At 39.7% G+C, this 1,501-nt stretch carries 1 protein-coding gene; it reads right to left on the bottom strand.

Annotated features, from left to right (window positions below; all coding sequences use genetic code 11):
- Nucleotides 1–9: 9 nt before the first annotated feature.
- Nucleotides 10–1,245, bottom strand: a complete 1,236-nt coding sequence (locus CVD19_RS15935; protein ID WP_101583213.1) for an IS110 family transposase — start codon at nucleotides 1,243–1,245, stop codon at nucleotides 10–12.
- Nucleotides 1,246–1,501: the final 256 nt, after the last annotated feature.

Below are 1,501 nucleotides of genomic sequence, written 5' to 3'. Positions count from 1 at the left end.
ATGTTGTTTCTATACTATATCCTGGAAAGTAGTTCTGTTCTTTAAAAGGGCAAATATCCAATGTAAGAGCTTATTTACACAGGCAATTACAGCTACTTTAAATGGTTTTCCTTCCTCGCGTTTCTTATCATAGAATTCTCGTAATTTCTTATTTCGAGGAATGATCTCATCGCTTGTTTTGCTCTTGCGACAGTCACGTATAGCACAACGAACAGCCATATATAGGGCGTGACGAAGCCTGCTGGATCCTCTTTTTGTGATTCGGTTTTTGGTGGCAGTAAACTTGCCAGATTCGAAAACACTAGGGTCTACTCCAGCGAAAGCCACGAGCTTTTTAGGCTCAGTAAATCGATCTATCTCGCCAATTTCAGAAATGATCGTTGCCGCGATCTTTTCTCCGATACCAGGGATAGATTTGATAATATTATATTCTTCAACTTCTTTAGCGAGGGCATCTATCTCTGACTCCAACGTGGATAGGTGCTCTTTGTATTGAAGAATAATGTTAATGTACATACCTAAGCTTAAGATATGACTCTGGTAGACTGTCTTTTCAAATGGATTGCGCGCTGCTGCCTTTTTTAATTGTAAGGCTTTTTCATTGGCCCATCTGATTGAACGACTTTTACATAATTCCTTGATCTTATTTGATAGTGTTTCATCACTAGCCTCTAATATGTCTTCAGATGACGGAAAATCCTTTAACGTTAAGAGTGATACCACAGAATATAAATCACCGAACACTCCTCTATATTCAGGGAATACCTGATCCAGAATAGCCTGAAATTGAAGCTTAGTCTGTATCATTACGCCTGTAATATTTTCGTGTTGTCTCGTGAGATTACGAAGGTTTAATAACTGAACCCCTCGCTTTTTATACGGCTCTAACTCCTCCTTATAAAACAACTCGCAGAGGTGGTAAGCATCCACGGCATCAGTCTTTACTTTCCTTAAACTTGAACTTTTCGCCTTGTAGGAAATTAAAGGGTTAATAATAATTAATAAATACCCACGCTCCTCTAGATATTGGACAACTGGTGTTTGATAGTGTCCAGTTGCTTCTAGTATCACAGGAGGCTTCATACCTGTTTCTTTCTGCACAACTTCTAGAAACTCTACAAGTAAACCAAGTCCCTCAAGAGTATGAGATACTTTAAAGCTCTTACGAAATGGTTTGCCTTTATCGACGAAAGCTTGAACCTGACTTTCCCCCTTTGAAATATCCAGACCAACGACTGGATTCATACTGTATCATCTCCTAATCTTTTATTTGCCGGTACCCCTTGTCCTTCTTGCAGTGTCACAGCTTCGCTTGTTATACGAGATCTATGTCCCAACCAGCCTCAATCATGTTTTCTACAAGTAGGGGGCAAACTGTTTAGCTGACGGGATCCAGGTCCCACGGGCAGTTACGTTTTACCCCGGCTACCGTTATAATAAGACCATATAAAAAATGGTCAACCAGAAATATTTTCATATCTGGCTGACCTTATAATACGAA

Source organism: Bacillus sp. T33-2, from assembly GCF_002860205.1.
In the GTDB taxonomy this organism is placed as follows: Bacteria; Bacillota; Bacilli; order Bacillales; family Cytobacillaceae; genus T33-2.
Note: the sequence above shows the minus strand (reverse complement) of the source record. Positions and strands in the feature narration are given on the sequence as shown.

Excerpts from the sequence above, each read along its gene's own strand:
- CVD19_RS15935 (WP_101583213.1), bottom strand. The coding sequence starts at position 1,245 with ATGAATCCAGTCGTTGGTCTGGATATTTCAAAGGGGGAAAGTCAGGTT.